This is a genomic window from Leptospira tipperaryensis, from assembly GCF_001729245.1.
Taxonomy (GTDB): Bacteria; Spirochaetota; Leptospiria; order Leptospirales; family Leptospiraceae; genus Leptospira; species Leptospira tipperaryensis.
Genome location: NZ_CP015217.1, coordinates 4,024,562 through 4,046,015 on the forward strand (window position 1 = coordinate 4,024,562; position 21,454 = coordinate 4,046,015).

Below are 21,454 nucleotides of genomic sequence, written 5' to 3' on the forward strand. Positions count from 1 at the left end.
TTCATTTGCCTCGAACTTTAGACTTCGCCGCGGCTTTCTTTTCCGCAGGTTTTTTCTTTGTTGAGGCGCTTCCTTTTTCATGGCCATTCTTAGAATGGTCTACGATCGTTTTCATTTCTTTAAAAAGAGACATCCCACTGATTCTTCCGGGAACGATAACGTGCGCCGCCCCGCTCTCTACAAGAACGTCGGCTTCTTTTGTGTCATCCGTCGTGAGGATGATGGAAGGTTGTGTATGATGGCAGATCGTTTTGAGAGATTCCAAAAGTCTTCGATTGGTAGTACCTTTCAGAATCATATCGGAAATCGTACAGATCACGTATCTTGCGTCTTCGATTCCTAAATGATGAAGAGTTTCCGGATTTGCGAGATCCCCGTAAGCCCAACGAATTCCTTTGGCTTCCAAGGCCTGTCTAAAAACTGGATTAAAATCCACGATAAGAATCCGATTCAACCACTCGGGCTTTTCTCTTTCAATTCCTTCGAGAAGTCCTTGCGCGATTCTAAAATATCCCAAGATGACGATGTCGCGTTTCGGTTGACCGGTGAGATCGGACTCCGATCGATTCTCTTCTTTTTCTTTCAGACCAACCCCAGCTAACAGCCCTAAGATGAATCTGGAAATCGGATCGTTAAAAAGAATGATGTATGTGGAAACGACGGAGGCAAGAATCATCGAAGTCAACACGGTCGATTCCAATTCTTTGCTGATATGTCCGTAGCCCATTCCCAGAGAAAGAATTACGAGTGAGAATTCGCTGATCTGTGCCAAATTTAAACCGGTTACAACTCCGGCTCTCAATCCCTTTCCGGAAAAATAAACTGGAGTCGCGACCGTGATAACACGACTGACGATAACAAATGCCACCGCGATCAAAGAAACGCTGATAATCTGAATCGATGGAATCGGAATTTTCATTCCGAGTGCAACGAAGAAAAGGGTAATAAAGAAATCTCTGATTCCGGAAAGTTTCGCGATTACGTCGGCGCCGTACGGAAACGCTGCGATGCTTACTCCCGCAATCAAAGCTCCCATCTCTTTCGAAAGCCCGGCTCTTTCCGCAAAACCGCAGAGTAAAAAACACCAGGCAATGGATGTAATCAAAATGAGTTCCGGCTTCGAAGCGGCCGCTTCGAACAATCTGGAAAGAAAGAATCTACTGATTAAAAAAGCGACACCGATCAGAACCAAACCGATCCCAAGAGAACTTGCAATCTTTAAAATCTGAGGATCTTGAAGATTCGGTTGAACTCCCATAAAGATGATCGCCCAGATATCTTGGAGAACCAAAACTCCGATCGTAAGTCGACCGGCGATCGTACTCACTTCGAATTTATCGTGAAGAAGTTTGACGACGATCATCGTAGAACTGATCGCCAACGCGATCGCAAAGTAAAGAAGGTCGAACTTTCCGGTGGATCCAGAAAGAATCCCTTTAAAGAAAATCAAACCGAAGAGAACACAAAAAACAAATTGGCTGATCCCTAGAATAAACATGGACTTTCCCATCCGCGCCAATTCTTTCAGATCGATTTCAAGACCGATGATGAATAATAAAAGAATCAGCCCAATCTCTGAGATCAATTCGATACTTTCTTCGTTTACGACAAGACCGAGACCCAAATTCGGTCCGAGCAAAAGACCGCCCGCAACGTAACCGAGAATCAGAGGTTGTTTCGTAACTCTAGCAATATGAGAAAAAAACGTGGCGAAGATGATACTTAACGCGATGTCATTTAAGAGAGAAAGAGAATGATGCTCCATATTAACGGTTCGTCCTAAAATCTAATTTCTTTTTTTAAGGAAACCCGGAAGCGCAGACTCCAACCAAAGCAGGAGCAGACGAATATTCTTTCTCTGGTTTCTTATAAGCGAACGGCAGAATCTTATAAAAAGCTTCTACTTACTAAACTAAAGAAGAATCCTTTAGTAAAAAACATTTTTTTTATCAATCTGGTAAAAACTTGAAATTGCAAATGGAACCATATCATCTCATGTAATTCCAAAAATTCTTTGCTGTTAAAGAAGCAATTTCGCAAGAAAATAAATCAGTTCTTTGAAATTGATAGCAACTCCGGGGTTGTCTAAACGGAAAAATCACCCGGTTCCAAAACGTGGATATCCGGAAGATTTCGATATTTCCCATCAAAATCGAGACCGTAGCCTACAACAAATTCATCCGGAATTCTCCAGCCCACGTATTTCACTGGAAATTCGAGAATATTTTTTCTTTCCTTTAAGAGAAGCGTTACGATCTCAAGGCTCGCTGGATTGCGCGTGAAGATATGTCTCACGAGATATTGCAAGGTAAAACCAGTATCTAAAATATCTTCGACAAGAATGACGTGCCGATCCGAAAGATCGGTGTTGATATCTTTTAACAAATCAATCTTTCCCGTGGAAACAGTTCCTGCATACGACTTCGCCTGCACAAAGTCGATCTCGACAGAAAAGGGAATCTCTCTTGTAAGATCCGAGAAAAAATAAACTCCACCTTTTAATACGCAGATAAAAACAGGATTTAGTTTTTTATAATCCTTTGCAATTTCGGAGGCTAAGGACTTAACTCTTTTTGAAATTTCTTCCCTAGAAAAACGAGGATGGAGAACATCAGAATTTTTTTGGATCATCCCGGTATCCAAAATCGAATTATTTTGCCCGGAACCTTTCCCAGTTCTTTCCAAGAATCGATCTCCGCATGTATACTTAAAAAGCCGGAAGTGGGAAATTTAAAAAGAATCGATTCTGAAAGAGATAAGTCTTCGTTCCCGCGGATCAGACGATTTGCAATTTCTTCGATTCCAGGATTATGCCCCAACAATGCCACACTCTCAAAATTAGAATTCAATTCTCTGAGCTTAACTAAAATATCTTCGCTATCGGATTCGTATAATTCTTCGGTTACTTTGATCTCGGAAGAGACATCCTTATTTTTAGTAAGAATTTTATAAGTGTCCATTGTCCTTTTAGAATCAGAAATTAAAAACAAATCTGTTTTGAATTCAATTCTTTCCAAATACTTCCGAAGAGTGCGAGCGTTTTTCTTCCCTCTTTCTGAAAGCGGCCTTTCTCGATCCGATTTAAATTCGGATTCCCAATCTGATTTTGCGTGTCTGACTAAATGAATTTGTTTCAACGAACTTTGTCTCTCGTTTTCCGTTTCTCCGGTCAACTTTAAATTCATTGACAAGAGTTAAAAGATCTCTTTAATTATGGTGCTATGAAAAAGGTCTCCGCGTTAGCAGGAATTGCTTTGCTCATTCTAATGCCCACTTTGTTAAGTGCACAATTAGCGGGCCCGCCGGACGAAGATAGAGCCAAAAAAGACGTTCAAATTCATTGGTTGAAAAAGAATCTCGGAGATAAAATTCAATCGATCGAAAGCAACGGCGAACCCGTTCTTATAGAAAAAGAAGAATCCAAAGCCAACGCCGATATACTTTACAAATTTCCATTCTTAGTTACCACAAAACGTAAGGACGGCAGCGTCACAAGAACCGAAGTCGGTGCGAATTATATTTTTGTACGAACGAAGGGCTGGTTGTTTTCGGAACTCGGACTCGGTAAGAATATTGTATTATCCGATCCGGGTAAAGAATCACCCGATAAAGAAACCGTTCTTAAGTTAATCGAAGAAGGCCTTCTGCAAGATCGCTGGAAAGGAAAGACAATAGAAAATTTGAAAATCGGAGAAGCGATCTCGGGAAGCGATTTAGAAGTTCATTGGTTTCGTTACTCGGGAGAATACGAAGTTTCGACAGACAACAACCTTCGTTATTCGTGCACGAATTTTATCGTTCGTCTTCTCAAAGATGATTCCGCGACGGAATGGAAGTTAGATTGGAAAGAAAAGGGACTTTGTAGACAGACGACTACAACTTCTAACGATTCTTCTCCTTGAATGTAAACTTCTCGTCTAACACTCAAAGAGAATTTTGTATTCTGATCAATCGTTCTTGTTATTAGAATCCGGTTTACGAAGATTCTTATCTTTGAGACTTTCTAAATTTGATTTTTTTAAACGATCTGAAAATCGAACCGAACTAATTTTTCCTGCTCTCAGATCTTTCAGCGTATTCTGAATAGAACTTCCAATTCCAGTATGATGCTCATATTGTTTTAAAAAATTTTCAGTCCGAGTTTTATCCAAAGAATAATACGATTTTCCGTAAGCAAAGGCCGCGGCGTTTCGAACCGACGGATGAGAATTCTCATTTGAAATTGTAGATTCTAAATAATTCTTTGCGGAGTTTCCGCCAAAGTCCGCGATCAAGTCGTTGATCTGCGAGAGCGCATATACTCTCAAACCGGGTTCTTTAGAGATAGCGATCAGATACTCCTGGGGATTTGGATTGATCGCATAAACTTCTTTTACAAGGGTTTCTTTATCGATATGTCCCGTTTGAAGCACAACGGATTTTATTTTTTCGTATTGATCTCCGTTGAGAGGGTCGGCTTGAATTGCGGAAGCAAGCGTCAACAAGCCGAGCATACATGTTAAAAGAGTTTTTCCCATTCTTAATCCGATTTGATTCTTATTTGTTTTCATATTAGTACACCAATGGATGCGATCGAAGCACCCAGCCTTGTTCTCCAGTCAGTTGAGTTTGATTGATCGTCGGATTTCCAGCCCAGAACATAAGATTCAGCCCGCCACTATTGTAAAAACCGGTTCCTAAACATTCTCCCAAGCCGACAAGATTGTTTCCATTTTGATCCTGACATTCCGGAGTTTCGGGTAACGGATCCAAAGAATAACGTCCCTTGATTACATCCTTTTCAACGGGATGATAAAGTCCTAAGTAATGAGCGCCTTCGTGAGCGATTGTCTTCGCTAAAAAGATTTGATCTGACGCACAAGTTAGATCGGATCCAACCGCACCACATCCGGTCGCCGTTCTATGATTTTCGATAAACACAATCATACCCGACTTAGGAGTGCTTGTGACCGGGATTCCCGGAATTCCCGATGAGATTCCCAAGATTCCCGCCGGAGCGCTACTCGAAACGGTATAATCTCGCGTTACATAAATATTCAAAGAATTTGAATCTTGAACGCTGGCCGGATTTGTTTTATACAAAGTCGCGAGTGAACCCGCTACGTCTCCGTAATCATCGGATATATTTGCAATTGTAAGAAAATTTGTATTCGCTCCGGTTGCGACGACGGCCGTTACGGTAACGTCTATCTTTACAGTGCTCTGCGCGTAGATATCTTTCAAGGTTTGGATCATCGTCGCCATTCCAACAGTGGTCGGCGTCGTTACCGCAGTTGGAACGAAGATCAAATTGATATTCAACTTCTTTCTAGACTGCCAAACCTTTGCTAAGCCGGATGCTGAACTTCCAAAAATTCCGTTTGGCTCGGCGCGAAATTTATATTCTTCACATGTATGAGGAGTGTTGTTCGTTACTCTTCGAGTTGGAATCGCAGGACTTGGAATGGCGGGTAAAATAAAATCCACACCTAAGATATTACTTCCGAAATTATTATAACCGGCGCTCGGAGCATAGTAACCCGGAGTCGCGCCGATTGGAAACGCGGTTGTTACGGACCGAGACCCCGCGGCCTCACTCTTACCATTGTCTTGAATTAAATTGCGCGCGGCATTTTCCCAGAGCGGATAGATAAAACGATTTGAGTTGGATGCAAAGGCATGATTCTGCTCGGTATAAACGATTCCAACAGGATTGTTTTTTCCAAGACCGGCAAAGTTGACGGTTCCCGAAAGATAAGCGGTTCCACCATCAGCATAGGCATTGCTCTGCGTCAGCAGAACTTGACTCAGCGTCGAAGATGAGATACTAAAGTTCGGAGCGGCTCCGGAAGTTCTTTCATTCTCCGTCGGCTCACAACGATAAAGAGCTTCGTTGAATGCGTATAAACCAAGTAAAAGATTTATGTTTTCCGATGTTTTATCATTGTCTTTATGAATAGGGCAACCCCAAGAGAACATACAGAGAATCAAGACTAGAACGAAAGATTTTCTCAACATATCGCTAATTTCCCAACGCTTCTTTTAGAGAGCGACTCTATTACAATTTTATAAGATATATTTCTTTTCTTAATTTCAAATCCAAGAAGAGATTTTTCTTTTTTCGGGAACCATCGTCAATTTTTTAGGATCCAATCGAATTCCTTTTCCTTTCCCACCAACTGAGAAATAGAATCGCAGCGATTCTTTTTCAAAAATTGATCTAAGAATTCAAGAATCCGCAAAGGTAGAAAAGGGCCCTGATAAATATAACCGGTATAGATCTGAACTAAGTCAGCTCCCGCGAGAATTTTTTCCAACGCCGCCTGTCCTGAATCGATGCCACCGACTCCGATAATCGGAATTCTTCCCTTCAATTGATTATACGCAACTCGAATGAATTCGGTCGCTTTTTTTCTAAGAGGTTTACCGGAAAGTCCTCCTTCTTTCTCCACATTCGGATATTTTGATAGAAGCGATTTATCAATTGTTGTATTTGTAAGAATGACTCCGTCTAGTTTCAGACTCAGAGAAGTTTCCAATAAGGCTTCTAGATCCTTCTGCTCCATATCGGGTGCAAATTTTATAAAGATAGGAATTTTAAAATCTTTTCCAAGTCCTGAACGAATTCCTTCAATCAAAGAAACAAAATTCTCTTGCTTCTGAAAGTTTCTGAGGCCCGGGGTATTGGGAGAACTGATATTGATGACCGTATAATCCGCGTAAGGTGATAAACGTTTTAAAGTGTAAACGTAGTCTTCCACTGCCTTGTCTTCCGGAACGATCTTTGTCTTCCCGGCGTTGATACCGCGAATCTTCCCTTTGGTTTGTTTCGAAAGAATTTTGAACGCGAGATCCGCGCCAGGATTATTAAAACCCATACGATTGATAAGCGCTTGGTCTTCCGGATAACGGAACACTCTTGGTTTTGGATTTCCGGGTTGCGCCTGTCCAGTGATCGTTCCGACTTCCACGTGACCAAAACCCATTCTACTCAAGAATGGATACAACTCACCCGTTTTGTCAAAGCCAGCGCCCATTCCTAAAGGATTATCAAACTCTAAACCTGCGACTTTCGTTTTCAATCGATCGCTTCGATACGAAGTCATCGATTCCATCACGGAAAGTGCGCCGGGAATTTTTCGACTCACACCAAGAAGAGTTTTCGCGAGTTCATGCGCCGTCTCCGGATCTAAGGAAAGAAGAAAAGGTTTTAGAAAAGCGGTATAAGCGCCTTGTCTCAGTGAAGAAGAAATCATCTCTGAAACTATTTTCTCCGCTTAGATCAAGACCAGCGAAAAATTCTACTCCCCGCAAAAAGAAATAAGATTCCGTACGCGAGTAAACCGGCGACCGCGGGAAGCGCCGTAGCAAAACCACCACCTTCAATAAAGACCGCACGCAAAGAATCCGCCATCAATGTAAGAGGAAGATTTCGAATGAAAGGCAAAACGACTTCCGGAAAATTTTGATAAGAGAAGAAGATTCCGGACAAAACCATCATAGGAAACGTGACCGCGTTTACCAAACCGTTTCCAACCTGAGAACTTGCGGCTCGAGATCCGATAAACATTCCGATACAAGCAAACGCAAAATTGCCGGCGAGATAAATGAGTATGGCCGCGCCGACGGAACCTTCAAAAGAATTTTCGAACGTCAGCGAAGTAAAACTCAGGAGAATCAGAGATTCAACTGCGGTAACTACCAATCTTGTAAAAAAGAAAGAAAGTAAAAAGTAGAGCTTATTCATCGGAGTAGCGGACATTCTTCGTAAGAGTTTTTTCATTCTCATTTCGATCAGATTCCATCCGACTCCCCAAAGACAAGAATTCATCACACCCATCGCGAGCATTCCGGGAACAAGATAATCGATATATCTCGTTCCTTTCGAATCCAATTTTTCTACTTTAAATTCGAGTTCGGATTGGCTTGAACGAATTTTTGCAAGAATCAAAAGATAATCTCTTTGTCCGTTCGGATTTTCCGGATCAAAGGAAAAATGAATCTTGCCGTCCGCAGTCTTTTCAAGTATAAGATTTAACTTTCCTCTTTTGAGATCTCGAACCGCTTCCTCTTTCGAAAGAACCAAAAATTTGAGAGAAGGCAAGGATTGAGACGAAGAATTTTGTTCCTGTAACTTTGATTCTTCATTTAAGGAATTACCAACCCCTAGAGTTCTTTTGAGTTCTTCTACTTGATAAGAATTTTCTAATACTGCAATTTTTACCTCTTCGGATCCGCGATTTTTGAATGCGATTCCGAGAACTCCCGCCATTGCGATCGGAAATACAAAGGCCCAAAAAAGAATTCCAGGTTCTCGATAAAATTCTTTGAGCTGAATGCTCACCAATTGAAGGATTTGTTTCATTCTTCCAGTCCCCTTCCCGTCATGCTGAGGAAAAGATCGTCTAACGTTTTTTTATGACATTCCAAATTCTTTAACTTTTTTCCCGATGCGGAAATCGTCTGGATCAATTGGGGCAGATAATCGGTGATCGCGGAAACATAAATTCTCGCCTCCGATTTAGCTCCGTCCCAATGATACTTGTACATTCCGGCGGAAGGAATCAAACTTTCAGGATTGGATCCGTCCTCCACGGAAAAACGAATGATCTCTCCACCGCCGGTTCTTCCTAAAAGATCCGGTAGAGTTCCCTGATCCAAAATTTTTCCCTTGTCCATAATGATGATTCTTTCGCAAAGAGTTTCAGCTTCTTCCATATAGTGAGTGGTAAGAATCATCGTAGTTTTACTTTGTCGAAGACGATCCAGGATTTTCCATACGTCCCTTCTCGCTCCCGGATCCAGACCGGTCGTAGGTTCGTCCAAAAAAAGTATTTCAGGATAATTTAATATAGAAACGCCGAGTGCCAGTCTTTGTCTTTGACCGCCGGAAAGATGACTTACATAAGCTTTTTGTTTGTCTTCTAAGTTGATCAGTTCTAAAATTTCGTTGAGTCTTTCTTTTTTACTTTTATAAAATGTTCCGAAAAGATCGAGAGTTTCTTGAACGGTGATTCTATCCATAAACCGAGTTTCCTGTAAGGCCAATCCGATTTTGGATCGAAGAAGAGTTTCGTTTTCTTTCCAAGTCGTTCCCAAAATGAAAATCGATCCTTCGTCCGGTTTTTGAATCCCTTCCAACATTTCGATCAGAGTTGTTTTACCGGCTCCGTTCGGACCTAAGAGCGCGACAAACTCGCCCCTGTGGATTTCCAAGCTCAGATCGTTTACCGCGGTCGTATTTTTAAAACGTTTGATTACGTTACGAACGTCGATGACTACGTTTGTAGATTCGTTTGAATGTGTTGGATTCAAGAGAACATCCTTTTGGTATGGATTTTAGAATTAAGATTTCATTTTTCGAATTTCGATCTTACCAAAATGCTCATGCATTTTTTACGACCCTGTAAATCAAAGAAGGAAAAAGACGAAGCAAAAAACGAAGATAACGAACGACTCCGATTCCTATATAAACCTTGTCTTTTTCCAGAGCGGCTAAAAATTGATCGGTCAATTCTGCCGTTGTCAATTTATTCTTCCCTCTACCCGCGGTCATCGGCGTATCTACTTGTGGAGGCAACATTTCGATCACTCGGATATTCGATCCTTCCAATTGATAACGCAGGGCCTCAGTAAACAAATGAAGCCCGGCCTTTGTTCCACAATACAAGGGCGCGGATTTTTTCGGCACCAATGCCAAACCGGAAGTAACATTCACAATCGCTGAATCTTTATGTACTTTTAGAATCGGAATCAAAATGGAAATCAATCGTATTGGGATTGTTAGGTTAGTCTGAATTTCTTTTTCTACGTTCCCACTTTGATCCGGGTCTTTTAGAAAATCGGGATTGAATTGAATTCCCGCGTTATTGATCAAAACATTAAGAGAAGAATGTTTCTTTTTGATAAGCGAAATGAGCCTATCAAAATCGGCGGGTTTAGTAAGATCGCACCGAATCGTTTGAATTCCTGAAATGGAAGATAACTTGGAAAGCGATTCTTTATTTCTCCCCAAAGCAAGTACCGTGTTATTTAAGGAGGCGAATCTTTTCGCGAGTTCAAGGCCGATTCCCGACGTAGCGCCGGTGATTAAGATCGTATTTCCTGAAAGTTTCATGATCCGCTTATCTTCTTTTTTGAAACGGATCGATCAAGCAATTCCCAAATTGAAGTTGGAATTAACTTTTACCGTAATAACGTAAAATCTGTCTGAGTGAGGAAAGATAAGAAGGACCGAAAAGATTGATGTGAACCAGAACCGGATAAATTTGCCAAAAAGGAATTCTATCTTTCAAATGTCCGGGATCGTCCACGCCGATAGAAGAAAGAATCTGCTGCATCTCTTCCAGATTCAAAGGACTTCCGAATAAACTCAACATAGCAAGATCTTGTTCCGGATGAGAAAAGGAGATCGAGGGATCAATCAGATAAGAATGTCCGTTCTTTCCGGTTAGAATATTTCCGGACCAAAGATCCCCATGAATCAACCTGGGTTTGGAACGATTGAGAGACCATTCCTCCGTAAATTTTCGAAAAACGTCGGTAACACCTTCCACGTCCTTGGGAGCTATTAATTTTCTTCCAAAGGCCAAATCCAACTGCGGTGATAAACGACATTCCCAAAAAAATTCTTCAAACGAAGAAAACCACTGATTCTTTTGAGATAAGGTTCCAATGAAATTATTCCGCTTCCAACCCCAAGAGTTAGAATCCTTCTGGTAGAGCAGTTTCAGACTTCGAATCAAATCTTCTCGTGCGCTCGAACTCGATCCGACTTCGATATAATCCATTACGAGAAACCAAGAATTTCCGGCCTGAACAGTTCCATAACATTCAGGAACCCGAACTCCAACTCTATAGAGTTGCTCGAGAGATTCTTTTTCGGTTTCCGCCATTTCTCGACTGGAAATGACTTTTACTGCAAAGGAATGGGCAGGCGCCGTCACGAGATAGATTTCATTGAGACTGGATGATTGTAGAGCGATTCTAGGTCTTGAGCCGGAATTCAGAATCCCCAGCCTTTCCAGACCGTCATAGATCGCCTCTTCTAATCCTGCTTTGATGACCACACTCGCTTCCTCCCGGATAAAGTCCGGTCCTTTCGTCTGATTAAAAAATCGGTTCGAAAGGTTCCCGGATTGATTGAAATTTAAGAAAACGTATTATATTCCGTAAGACGTGATCATTCTTCGAATTCTTACCTTACTTTGTTTCTTTGATACTTCCTATCTTTGGGCCAAGGAACCGACGCCAATTTGGAATTATACGATTCACCAATCGATCGAAAGGGAATCTCCTGCTTATTGGACAGAAATTTTTTCAAAATCGCATACTCTTTGTTTTACGGGAACTTATCTGCGAGCGGATGGCAGCCTCAAGTCCATTCGGCTTCCCGAAACTTTCTTTACCTTGGGTCAGAAACACAAGGTTCGATTGATTCCGCTTGTTACAAGCTCTCATCCCCATGGTTGGTACTTCTTAAAAACGGAATCTGGAATTCAAAACTCAATCGAAAGCTTAATCCATTTTATAGAACAAAATCCTAATCTATCAGGATTGCATTTTGATATCGAATACATTTCAAACTCACAGATACCGAATTATAAAAGATTTCTAAAAGAACTAAGAAAGAGACTTCCCCGAGATAAAGTTTTGACCTTAGCTCTTTTTCCTCAGATAGAATTTCCGAATCTCAATTCTAAGATTCATGCAGAGCTTTTGGACGCGGACTTTATCGACGAATTTGTGCTGATGAGCTACGATTTTCATTCTTCCAAAACAAAACCCGGCCCGGTAACTTCGCTTTCTTGGACCAAGAAGAATTTGGAATTTTTATCCGGTAAAATTCCTTCTTCTAAACTTTGGTTGGGGCTTCCCCTTTACGGATATTTTTGGAAAAAAGACGGCAAAGTAAAAATCATCGATCAAAGGACATTGGCAAAAAATCGAAATCGTTTTGAAATCACATACGGAGAAGACGGTTTTATGGAACTGAAGGATGAAACCGGAATTGGATATATCTCAGACGGAAAATCTTTATATCAATTACAAGGTTTAACCGAAAGATATCAACTCAAAGGAACCGGCTTCTGGAGAATCGGGTTTTAACGAAAATCATAGACGATCTTTACGTTCAGACTTTTTCCCTTCTCATCGTTGATATTGGAGGTTCCTTTATACTCCATGATTCTTTTTGATTCGATATCATAGACCATGTCGATCGGCGATACAAAAACGGCCAACACCGCATTGTCAATTTTCATTCTTAAGAATAAAGCCGGCTTTCCTTTGTAATCTCCGACTTTTGTTTTGGAAACGGAAAAGGCAAAGATATCTCTTTCAACTGGAACCAAAAATCGAAAACGAATCGTTTTTCCATCGATTAAAGATTCCCAATTATTTTTTACAAAATAATCAAAACCTCCGTCCATCGAAGCCGGCTCCGAGAAGGAGATCGTTTTTTCCTCTAACGGTTTTTCCGAATTCCGTCGTGCGAATAATTTTGCGGATCCGGATTTTAAAAAGGTTCCACCTTCCAGATAACCGTCCCGTAAATCGTCCAATTGGAAATCGGGGATGGAGGGATTTTTGGAGAATTGGATTTTCTTTTTAGCAAAAACCTTTCCCTGCGGATCTTTATATTGAATCCTAGAATAGGAATGATTTCCGTTTTCCCAAATCTCTTCGTGATGATCGTAATAGAGAATTTTCCCGGATTCTAGATCCGTCGCCGTTCCAAAAAAATGCACCTTTTTTGTTTCACCAAAAATCGAAACTGATAAATTCAAAATTAAGAATGGAATGATGATTTTCATTTTATTTCCTTTCGAATTCGTTTTCTTAGACTTAAAAGACGGGATTTAGAAATTTATTTTTGACTCTTAAAAATATAAGAGTGAGTCCACTTTCGGATTCGAAAGAATTTTGGTAAGATTTGTTTTTCCCAAAAGCGAATGTCTTTGAGTTTAATTGGAAAATTCCTTCCTTGGAAGAATGAAAATTTGTCGGTCGGACCCCGGATTTTTGCTTTCAGAATAAAAATCCGAAGAGTGAATCGACCCTACGTTTCGAATTTTATAAAAGGAAATTCTAATGAAATCAGTTCTTCTTGTAGAGTTGAAAACAGGGATCAGCTTTACACGATCCGGAAAATGAATCGTTATTTAAACCGAACCGGGATTTTAATCGAATGCCGACGCCGATGTTCCAGAGGAGTGATTCCGACGTATCTTTTAAAAAGGACTCGAAAAAATCCGACGTTTTCATATCCCACCGCGTAACTGATCTCTTCGATGGAATCTCCGGTTTCTTCCAGACGACGCCTCGCCCATTCAATTCGAAGTCGTTGCAAATAAGTGGAAGGTGGATCGCCCGTGGCTTGTTTAAATCTTCTTTTTAAACTTCGAGAACTCAGGCCCACTCTTTGCGCAAGGGTTTCCATCGAGATCGTTGTGGTGAATTCGTTTTCAAGAATCTCCTGAGCCGTCGCGACCGATAAATCGTCGTGATGTTTCTGAGCCGCGAAAGTCATAAAAGGAGTCTGTGAAATTCTATCGGAATCGAGTAGAAAATGTTTGGCACATTTGAGCGCAACTTCTCTTCCAAGAGATTGTTCCAGAACGTGAAGACTTAGATCGTAGAAAGCGTTACTTCCTCCGGATGTCAAAAAATTGCCTTGGTCGATGACTAGTTTATCTACTTCTAAATGAACGGAAGGAAACATCCTTCGAAAGAGCGAGGCGAACTGCCAATGAGTTGTAGCCGATCGACCTTCCAGTAAACCCGTGGAAGCGAGCAAAAAAGCACCCGAGCAAACGCTCGCGATTCGAACTCCTTGAGCCGCGGCTTCTTTGAGCCATTCTATCTCGAGTCCACATCTCCGTTTGATTGCGACAACATTGGGTCCGATTGCCGGCACGATTACAAGATCCACTTTTTCGCAACGACCAACGAGATCGGGTTTGATCTGGACGTTTCCATGAAGTTGTACGGGTTCGGATTGAATCGCAGCTGTACGCACACGGCAAATCGGAGGTTTCCGACGGTTCTCGAGATCCATTCCCGCAAATTCAAAGAATTCGAAAAGGCCGGTAATGACGGAGGCCGGGGCGCCGGGAATCAGAAGAATGACAACGTCCATATTTGGCATTCCGACAACGCTTTGGCGGAATCGCAACGAAAACATCCTTTCGGCGCTCATTCAAAAGGCTGAATCACGTCGAAAATTGGCGTAGATGCACCTTTACAAATGGAAACCCACCTGCTAAACTACCGAAACAAATCTTAAGGAGATAATGGAATGATTTTAGCCGCAAGAATTTTGGCTGGCATAGTAGGCGCGCTTCACGTGTGGATTTTTCTTATGGAAAGCGTTCTTTGGATGCGTCCGACAATCCACAGACGCTTCGGTGTTACGGATAAAAAGTTAGCGGAAGCTATGAAAGGGGTTTTTCTAAACCAAGGTTTTTACAATCTCTTTCTGGCAATCGGCGCATTGTATGGAGCGATCTTCTTCGAACTTCATCCTGCCTACGCTCCGGCGATCATGATCTTTTCCTGCTTTTCCGTTTTTGGCGCCGGTCTCGTTCTTTTTGCTTCCAAACCCGCTATGGCTCGCGCAGCAATCATTCAGGGTCTACCACCTTTGATCGCGATCATACTCATCGGGGTTTCTATCAACGGTTGATCGGTGAAATAATCCGGAAACGGATTATAAATTCTAAATCAGATTAGAACAATTTGGATATTTGTTTTCAATCCACTCGGATACATTAGAATTTAATAATTCTCTTGTGATCCGAGTTTTGAACATTCTTTCTTTTTGAGTTACTTTTTTTCTCTTAAATTTAGAACGTGTTTCGTCAATTCCGCACGAAAGGAAAATTCTCTAATTCCCATCAAGTAGCGAAACGCCGAGATCATCACGTCCGGTCTAGGCGGATCCCCGCCGATAAAAAGATCCGGTTCCTTTGGAAGTTTTCCCCGTTTGAACAATCCGCCCGAAACGGCTTCCGTTCCGCATGCGATCAATGCTTTTGGCGAAGGCATCGTTTCCCAAGCTGTGTTCAAAGGGCCTTCCATATTCTGACTGACCGGACCGGAATATACGAGTGCATCTGCGTGTTTAGGAGAAGCAACCACACGAACTTTACTGGCTTCGCTGTCAAAAAGCGCGTTGAAACTCGCGTTGATTTCCGCTTCCGTCGTATTGTTTCCACCGGCCGCGATTTCTCTGTATTGAAAACCCGTTCTTTTTGTGATCCTTTGAAATTCTTTCACTTCGTCCGAAACGTTTTCGTCTTTTTCTTCGGGAATTCCGTCGGTATAAATCACCTTAAGAGAATCGCGATCGAAAGAATAAACATGAACAAAACCTGAATCTACGATCTTTCCATCGGAACATACTTCCGAACATCTTCCACATTGAAGACAAGCGCCGTAATCAAAACTCATCTTTTCCTTGGAATGAATTTTGAGGGAATGGGTCGGACACACTTGTTCGCAGGATTTACAGGATAAACAGGACTCGTTGGACTTTAAGACCGGAACCGGAATTCCTCTCGCATTCGAATTGATCGGCGAGACTTTTTCATAGTTCATCGTTTTTGCACGACGAAAGATATTCAAAATTTCGTATATTGCTTTCATAGGTCCACTCCGACGTAACTGAGGTTGAACGATTTATTATTTAGCGGGAAATCTCCGATATATTCGTCTCGAACCGCTAATTCCAGAGCGTGCCAGTTGGGAACGGAAGGATCCCTAATATACGCGTCTTCGATCGTTCCGTCGTCTTCCAGATCGAGAGAAACCAATACCGGCCCTCTCCAACCTTCCACCGCCGCATGATAAGATCCTTTTTTTACGGTTTTAGACGCGCCTATTTTTCTATCTCTAAAATCCGAAAGAGCTTCTATTTTAGGAATGGCTTCCACCAACCATTTACTGCTTCTCAGCAATTCTTCATATCGTATGTAAAATCGAGCCCAAGCGTCACCGTTCATATGATCGTGATTTAATTCCAAGTTGATCGGCGAGCTGAAGTCATAGGATTTTTCCAACTTGCGTAAATCTCGGTTAAGGCCGGTGCATTTTTCCACCATCCCGATAAAACCAAGCTGCCGAACTTGCTTTTGTAGAATGACTCCGCAGGTTTGTAATCTTTCACGATTGGTTGAAACGGAAGCGGCTCTTAGAAAATGTCCGGATACGTCAGCCGTCACCGATCGAATCCTTTCTGCCAACTCGGCTAATTTTTCGCGAGTCAAACCCGGCCTTAAAGAAATCTTTCCCGGCGACAACGCGCCTCGTCCGAATCGATTCCCGGTCAACGCCTCCATAACACCGAGCGGAACTCCCCTTTGTAAGGAACAAACCCCGTGTAACGGATAATAGCCGATGTCTTCCGCAATTCCACCCATATCGCCGATATGGGTCGCGATTCTTTCTAATTCTAAAAGTACCAATCTTGCAAAATCTATTTCTTGAGGAACTTCGATCTTCTGAGCTTCCTCAAAAATTCTTGAAAAAGCGATTCCATAAGAAATCGTACTGTCCCCAGATATCGCCTCGGCGTAAGGGAAAGAATTTTTCGGACCTTTTCCTTTTATCATTTCGATCAAACCTCGTTTTTGAAAACCCAAACGAATGTCCAGATTCTTAATCAATTCACCTTGAACGATAAAACGAAAGTGCCCCGGTTCTATCACGCCGGCATGTATCGGTCCGACTGCATGGGAATAGTGGTCAGCGGGGATCGGAACTTTCAATCCTTTATATGATAAATCCTTAATCCCTTTTTTTGTTACAAATTTCTCGAGATCCGTTTTGCGTCCAATGCTGATGTATTTTTCAAAATCAAAAGCCGAATAATCTTCCTCTCCTTGATCGACGCCTAATGAATGCCGTAAAATCCAGATCGGATTTGCAGAATCCTCGAAGATTTCCTTTTGAGTGTGTTCGATAACTTCGCGTTCGATTCCATCGTTGGAAATCCAAAAGCGATGATATCCTTTTTTTCCTTTTCTCGGATGTAAACCTGTGACAGTACGCATTCAAAATTCTCCTTGCAACAATCGATAGAATCCCCAAATTCCGAGCCCTATGACCGTGAAACAGAGAAGTAAAGAATCGATCAGTCGAACGTTCAACGTGAAAGCGAAGTTTGTTGCGAAAGGTCTGTGTTTTAGATTAAACAACGGAACGGTTTTATAGATGGTAACTCCAAAAAAAACTAAACCGAAAAACGGAACTAAAATTACAAACCATTGCTTTTGTGCCCATCCGGCCTTTAGAAGCAAAAGATCGCTCACAAAAATCGGCGACCCCGGAAGTACAAACGCAAGAAACAACGCGATAGTATAAAGGGAAAGAGCTCGTTTATTGATCGCTTCCGAAAGAAATATCTTACTCAACTCTCTACCGCCCGAATCCATCCTCACGATTCCCATAGTTAAAAAGAGAAGCGATTTTAAGACGATATTGCCCGCCATTATATAATTGAAAGTTGTCTCCGGTAGATCCATCCAAAGAAAAATAGCAAGCGCACCGCTGTGAAATAATGCTACTTTCGCGGTCATCATTCGTAAGTCGTTCCTTTGATACAAAGCGACGATACTCTGAAGCATCGTCGCAATTCCTAAAATCAACAATCCGTCGGCGGCGCTAAAAGTGGTCGGGTACAACTTATGGTCCATCTGAACAAAAGGACGAATCGCAAAACATACGGAGACGGGAATGAAGGCCGCAATGAGAGCGGAAATTTGACTCGGGCTATCGCCATAGGTATCCACGACCCAAACGTGATTCGGAAACAATCCTAACTTCGCCGAATAACCGAAGATCGCCAACCATAGACCGATTTCGATCCATAAGTTTTCCGGATGTTCGGAAATACGACCGGCGAGAATTTCCACTGGATGATCGATACCGTGTAACGTCGCCGTTACGATGATAATGCCTAAAAACGCTAGACCCAATCCGAACGAATTGATTAACAAAAACTTCCAGGCGATCGGGAATGATTTCGAAGTTCCGCTGGAAGAGACGAGTAACGTTCCCGTAAACGTAGTGGCTTCAATGAGCACCCATTGTAAAGCTGAACCTTCCGAATTCCAAGCGGCAAAACTCAAACCTGCACAAAGCAACATCAAAAACGACCACATCGTAATATTACTCTGACCTTTGGTCGGTGCGAAAATATATGCGATCAGAATGAAAAGAAGAACAAGCGCTCCGATACTGTTTAAATAAAGTAAACTCACGCGGAAACCTCCTCTTTTTCGGATTGAGGATCATTCTGCATACTGACTCGAAGCGTAGAAGCCGCGCCGATAATAAACACAGCGTCCAGGAAGGATCCGAATTCTATCCCTAACGGTAAACCGGTCCGTAAAATTTGAGTCAACAGAAACGTTCCATTTTCAAAAACGCCGAAAGAAGCGATCACAGGAACCCAATGACGACGAACCACAAAGCCGACCATTCCAACATACAAAAGCAAGAATGTATAAAGAAAGGACATTTGGTTTACTTCACCAAATCGATATTTGGTGAAGCCGAACATCAAGAATCCTATCAATGCGCCGACAGAAAGAAGAGCAAAAGTTGGTATGTAGCCGATTTTCGGAAATGTGGATTCTACTGAGTTTGTCTTTCTCGCCGTCCAGAAAAGGATAAGGGGCGTCAAGATAACCTTAAAGAAAACGATCATCCCCGCTAAAAAAAGACTATGAGTGTTAAAACCCGAGTCTTCAAAAAGTGGGACTAACAGAAAGGCACTTTGAAAACCGAGAAGTAAAACTAAACGTTTTATCCTATTTTCCAGTAGAATCACAACTCCTATCAGAAGGAGAATTAAATAACTAAATTCTGTTCCCATATATTTTCCTTAGGATCTCATCCTAATTTGAGGAGAATGCCCAGAAAGAGCATAAAGATAAAATTTAAACCCAATAACTCGGGAATCCAACGCCAACGTCTTCTTGTGCTATTCGATTCTATATAGCCGACACAGACGGAGACAAAAAGCGCACCAAAAATCGCAACGACGTCCAACCAAAATTTCGGGATGGTATGATTTATAAAAAATTCCCCGTGATAAATTCCGATCTTTGCGACGAATAAGAATAGAGAGCTTGTTTTGAGTTGTTGAGCTAATTCGAAAAATGCACGCCTACTTCCCGAAGCTTCCAAAAGCATTGCTTCGTGAACCATCGTTAACTCGAGGTGGGTTCTTGGATCGTCAAACGGCGGTTTGGCGATCTCGGCGAGAATTACGAGGGAAGTGCCGAGCAAAAATAGACCGCCGAATGCAAGACTTGCGAAATTCGCGTTTACTACGATATGGGACTCGAAAACGACCAAAACAAGAATCAGAACCGGTTCGCAGAACACAAACAGGATCACTTCTCTTGCCGATCCCATTCCCGCAAAGGAGGTTCCGTTCTCCACAGCATACGCCAACAAAGCGAATCGGATGATTCCTATTAAGAATGGAATCAAAAGAAAAGGAGCCCATTCGTAACTGACCAAACTCCAAAGAACCAGACCCGCGACAAAAGCGATGATCGGAGAAGCTTCCGTAAAAAACCCGGAAAACGGACCATCCACCGGTTTTTTACGAATCATCCGAATCGTATCGTATAAAATCTGCAGAACGGGAGCGCCGATTCTTCCCTGTGCATAAGAACGAATTTTGAGAACGATTCCTCCGCAGAGAAACGGAAGAAATAGAAATGAAATCACTCGAACTATTGAGTCAAGGTATCTAAGAATAATTTCCATAAATCTCCTTCGGCCAGTTTCAAGCCAATGATCAAAAATAAGAGCAAGACAACCGTTGCTGATGAAAATGCGAGATTGATTGATATCGTTTCTTCGTCCGCTTCGTTAACCTGCGTTTTAAAGGTGTCTAACAATTTTACGATTCCTTTCAAAATCGCTTCATCCAGCCTTGAACTTCCGTCTTCGTTCGTAAAATATCTCCCTAAGGAAGCGAACAACGGATTGGAGACTCCCTCTGAAGGAATAGCCACATCGGGTCCTTTATAATTTCCGCCGCAGTCCCAAAGTTTTCTACGTTCGATTTTTGTCCTTAAACCGAATATTCCGATCACCAAAAACATTAAGAACCCGATCAAATTCACACTCGCCAAACCTCGATACCAATTCTCATCCAACCAAACTTTGGTCGGAGAATAATAGAGCGTATAAGCGGAAATACCAAGTGATACTCCGAGAATCAACAAACCGCTTACAGTCAAGGAGTATCGAACAAGTCTCGGGGGAACGTTTTCCGGCCAATTCACTCGAGGCCTGGAAACCACCATTCCTAAAAAAATTCTCAGATGCCCAACGGCGCCTAACGCTATTCCGGAAGAAACCAAGATCAAAAGAGGAAGAATTAGAATTGCACTTTGTCCCGGGATATCCAAAACTCCGGCGACGAGTTTCACAAAAGTCGCCTCGGTTAGAAATCCCGTTGTTCCGGGTAACGCGAGAAAGCTGATCGTTCCCAAACTCAACAAAGCTGTCGACAGTCCTGAATTCTTACCGATTCCGGTATTGTGATCTATATTAGAACTTCCTGAAAGTTTAAGAAGATAACCGACTGATAAGAATTGAAAAGTTTTGCTTATACTATGGTGGATGAGAGAAATAAAAAAGAGAAAGGAAAAGGATCTGCTTAAAACCTTGAGTCCTTCGACGTCGCTTTCTTTCCATAGTGCGGAAAGTAACAAACAAAGCATTAGAAAATTTGTATTTTCAATCGTACTGTAAGCGATAGCTTTTCTTACATCCTTCGCGAATACCGAACTTAGTCCAGCCCACAAAACCCCAAAACCCGCCAAAGGAATCAATACTTTTATGATTGCCGAACTTCCGATCCAAGGAACAGCGAGTTGATGAAAAAGAATCAGCGGAAGATTGACTAATATTCCCGAATAGGCCGCGGAAGCGTGAGGCGGAGCACCGGCATGCACTTCCGGAAGCCAAAAGTGAAAACCGAAAAATTCAGCCTTAACCAGCAAACCTAAAACTAAGAAAAATTTTCCCAAGTCGTCGTCAGGAGAATAAATCCAATAGGTAAAACAGAAAATTCCGATCCCGCTCGCAAGCAGAAGCGCGATAAAACTTTTTGCCGAAGAAGAAGTCCACTTTTCTCCTTGATAAAGAAGAAATCCGCTGACAGTGGACAATTCCCAAAACAGAATCAACCAAAGCGTCTTACCTGCAAAAAAACAAAGGCCCGTGCTCAGAAAGAAAATCGCGTATCCCAAAAGAACTGTCTTCTTTTTAAGTCCTTCATACCCGACTACAAAAACTGAAATTATTAAACCGACTACCGCTTGAAGACTCAATCCAACAAGAATAGCCCCTTCATGATCAAAAAGACTCTTACCGAAAGCTTTTCCAATCAGAAAAGGTGCGATAAGACTTATTAAAACGAGTAAATAAGATACAATGACCATCG

The 21,454-nt window shown here is 42.0% G+C and carries 21 protein-coding genes; 3 read left to right on the top strand and 18 right to left on the bottom strand.

What is annotated here, in order from left to right; all coding sequences use genetic code 11:
* Position 1: 1 nt before the first annotated feature.
* The 3 genes from A0128_RS18900 to A0128_RS18910 form a co-directional block, all read right to left on the bottom strand.
* Entirely contained in the window at positions 2–1,765 is a 1,764-nt protein-coding gene (locus tag A0128_RS18900; RefSeq protein WP_069608929.1) for a cation:proton antiporter, read from the bottom strand.
* Between the two features lie 320 nt (positions 1,766–2,085).
* Positions 2,086–2,631: a hypoxanthine phosphoribosyltransferase gene (gene hpt, locus A0128_RS18905; RefSeq protein ID WP_069609411.1), complete on the bottom strand. Its 546-nt coding sequence runs from the start codon at positions 2,629–2,631 to the stop codon at positions 2,086–2,088.
* Positions 2,628–3,173 carry a SixA phosphatase family protein gene (locus tag A0128_RS18910; protein ID WP_156781940.1) on the bottom strand — a complete coding sequence of 182 codons (546 nt, stop codon included), beginning with the start codon at positions 3,171–3,173 and terminating at the stop codon, positions 2,628–2,630. Before A0128_RS18910 ends, hpt begins: the two co-directional genes overlap by 4 nt.
* Before the next feature lie 48 nt (positions 3,174–3,221).
* Here A0128_RS18910 and A0128_RS18915 point away from each other — a divergent pair, with 48 nt between their 5' ends.
* The gene (locus tag A0128_RS18915; protein ID WP_069608931.1) at positions 3,222–3,902 is read left to right on the top strand and encodes a hypothetical protein; all 681 of its coding nucleotides are present in this window, start codon (positions 3,222–3,224) and stop codon (positions 3,900–3,902) included.
* Positions 3,903–3,947: 45 nt separating this feature from the next.
* Here A0128_RS18915 and A0128_RS18920 read toward each other — a convergent pair whose 3' ends face one another.
* The 7 genes from A0128_RS18920 to A0128_RS18950 all read right to left on the bottom strand — a co-directional run bounded on the left by A0128_RS18920 (position 3,948) and on the right by A0128_RS18950 (position 11,048).
* Positions 3,948–4,517, bottom strand: a complete 570-nt coding sequence (locus A0128_RS18920) for a hypothetical protein (protein ID WP_069609412.1) — start codon at positions 4,515–4,517, stop codon at positions 3,948–3,950.
* A 34-nt stretch (positions 4,518–4,551) separates the two neighbouring features.
* On the bottom strand, positions 4,552–5,997 hold the full coding sequence (locus tag A0128_RS18925) for a M43 family metalopeptidase leptolysin (RefSeq protein WP_069608932.1): 1,446 nt from the start codon (positions 5,995–5,997) through the stop codon (positions 4,552–4,554).
* A gap of 116 nt (positions 5,998–6,113) precedes the next feature.
* On the bottom strand, positions 6,114–7,235 hold the full coding sequence (locus A0128_RS18930) for a quinone-dependent dihydroorotate dehydrogenase (protein ID WP_069608933.1): 1,122 nt from the start codon (positions 7,233–7,235) through the stop codon (positions 6,114–6,116).
* 26 nt (positions 7,236–7,261) lie between these two features.
* Positions 7,262–8,344 (bottom strand): ABC transporter permease, encoded by a 1,083-nt coding sequence (locus A0128_RS18935; RefSeq protein ID WP_069608934.1) that lies wholly within the window; start codon positions 8,342–8,344, stop codon positions 7,262–7,264.
* Positions 8,341–9,294, bottom strand: coding sequence for an ABC transporter ATP-binding protein (locus A0128_RS18940; RefSeq protein ID WP_069608935.1), 954 nt, complete (start codon positions 9,292–9,294; stop codon positions 8,341–8,343). Before A0128_RS18940 ends, A0128_RS18935 begins: the two co-directional genes overlap by 4 nt.
* A gap of 70 nt (positions 9,295–9,364) precedes the next feature.
* Positions 9,365–10,096 carry an SDR family oxidoreductase gene (locus A0128_RS18945; protein ID WP_069608936.1) on the bottom strand — a complete coding sequence of 244 codons (732 nt, stop codon included), beginning with the start codon at positions 10,094–10,096 and terminating at the stop codon, positions 9,365–9,367.
* Positions 10,097–10,157: 61 nt separating this feature from the next.
* Positions 10,158–11,048 (bottom strand): fructosamine kinase family protein, encoded by an 891-nt coding sequence (locus A0128_RS18950; RefSeq protein WP_069608937.1) that lies wholly within the window; start codon positions 11,046–11,048, stop codon positions 10,158–10,160.
* Positions 11,049–11,157: 109 nt separating this feature from the next.
* Between A0128_RS18950 and A0128_RS18955 the strand changes: the two genes are divergently transcribed.
* Positions 11,158–12,087, top strand: a complete 930-nt coding sequence (locus A0128_RS18955) for a glycosyl hydrolase family 18 protein (protein WP_069608938.1) — start codon at positions 11,158–11,160, stop codon at positions 12,085–12,087.
* Here A0128_RS18955 and A0128_RS18960 read toward each other — a convergent pair.
* Positions 12,084–12,794: a hypothetical protein gene (locus tag A0128_RS18960; RefSeq protein WP_069608939.1), complete on the bottom strand. Its 711-nt coding sequence runs from the start codon at positions 12,792–12,794 to the stop codon at positions 12,084–12,086. The genes A0128_RS18955 and A0128_RS18960 overlap by 4 nt on opposite strands.
* 344 nt (positions 12,795–13,138) lie before the next feature.
* Complete coding sequence (locus tag A0128_RS18965) at positions 13,139–14,119, bottom strand: GlxA family transcriptional regulator (protein ID WP_069608940.1); 981 nt, start codon at positions 14,117–14,119, stop codon at positions 13,139–13,141.
* A 159-nt stretch (positions 14,120–14,278) separates the two neighbouring features.
* Between A0128_RS18965 and A0128_RS18970 the strand changes: the two genes are divergently transcribed.
* A complete protein-coding gene (locus A0128_RS18970; RefSeq protein WP_069608941.1) occupies positions 14,279–14,665 on the top strand; it encodes a DUF1304 domain-containing protein in 387 nt (128 codons plus the stop codon).
* Between the two features lie 140 nt (positions 14,666–14,805).
* Here the strand turns inward: A0128_RS18970 and A0128_RS18975 are convergent, their stop codons facing one another.
* Genes A0128_RS18975 through A0128_RS19000 form a run of 6 tightly spaced genes read right to left on the bottom strand, consistent with a single transcriptional unit; the run spans position 14,806 to position 21,452 of the window.
* Entirely contained in the window at positions 14,806–15,627 is an 822-nt protein-coding gene (locus tag A0128_RS18975) for an NADH-quinone oxidoreductase subunit B family protein (protein ID WP_069608942.1), read from the bottom strand.
* Positions 15,624–17,033 carry a hydrogenase large subunit gene (locus A0128_RS18980; protein WP_069608943.1) on the bottom strand — a complete coding sequence of 470 codons (1,410 nt, stop codon included), beginning with the start codon at positions 17,031–17,033 and terminating at the stop codon, positions 15,624–15,626. The genes A0128_RS18975 and A0128_RS18980 overlap by 4 nt, the downstream gene beginning before the upstream one ends.
* Positions 17,034–18,242: a proton-conducting transporter transmembrane domain-containing protein gene (locus tag A0128_RS18985; protein WP_069608944.1), complete on the bottom strand. Its 1,209-nt coding sequence runs from the start codon at positions 18,240–18,242 to the stop codon at positions 17,034–17,036.
* Entirely contained in the window at positions 18,239–18,859 is a 621-nt protein-coding gene (locus tag A0128_RS18990) for a formate hydrogenase (RefSeq protein ID WP_069608945.1), read from the bottom strand. The genes A0128_RS18985 and A0128_RS18990 overlap by 4 nt, the downstream gene beginning before the upstream one ends.
* Before the next feature lie 17 nt (positions 18,860–18,876).
* Positions 18,877–19,764 carry an NADH-quinone oxidoreductase subunit H gene (locus tag A0128_RS18995; RefSeq protein WP_069608946.1) on the bottom strand — a complete coding sequence of 296 codons (888 nt, stop codon included), beginning with the start codon at positions 19,762–19,764 and terminating at the stop codon, positions 18,877–18,879.
* Positions 19,731–21,452, bottom strand: a complete 1,722-nt coding sequence (locus tag A0128_RS19000) for a proton-conducting transporter transmembrane domain-containing protein (RefSeq protein WP_069608947.1) — start codon at positions 21,450–21,452, stop codon at positions 19,731–19,733. Before A0128_RS19000 ends, A0128_RS18995 begins: the two co-directional genes overlap by 34 nt.
* Between the last annotated feature and the right edge of the window lie 2 nt (positions 21,453–21,454).